General features: G+C 66.7%; 1 protein-coding gene. It reads right to left on the bottom strand.

All coding sequences use genetic code 11. The features are described from left to right. The coding region (locus tag AAEY88_RS15035) for a LamB/YcsF family protein (protein WP_350563682.1) at nt 1-191 on the bottom strand (191 nt) is incomplete at its 3' end. Nucleotides 192-246 lie beyond the last annotated feature (55 nt).

The following is a 246-nucleotide window of genomic DNA, read 5'->3' as shown; positions in this document are numbered from 1 at the left end:
CTACCCGGATAGCTCGGATTCGCACCAATCGCGATGTCGCGCGCGAGCGCGGCGGACGCGGTCCTGTGCATCGTGGTCGGGTCGCCGGCATGCCAGCCACATGCGATGTTGATCGACGTCGCGTAGGTCATCAGGGCGTCGTCGTGTGCACGCCCCTCCCCGAGGTTGACGTTCAGGTCAATTGCTGCCACGGCGCGGCGCCTCCGTGTCGGGCGGAGAACAAGTTTGACGGCCGCGAATCTGGCC

Origin of the sequence: Psychrobacter sp. CAL346-MNA-CIBAN-0220, assembly GCF_040309805.1 — a bacterium.
In the GTDB taxonomy this organism is placed as follows: domain Bacteria; phylum Pseudomonadota; class Gammaproteobacteria; order Pseudomonadales; family Moraxellaceae; genus Psychrobacter.
The sequence above is the reverse complement of the archived record's forward strand: the minus strand, read 5'-3'. Positions and strand labels throughout refer to the sequence as shown.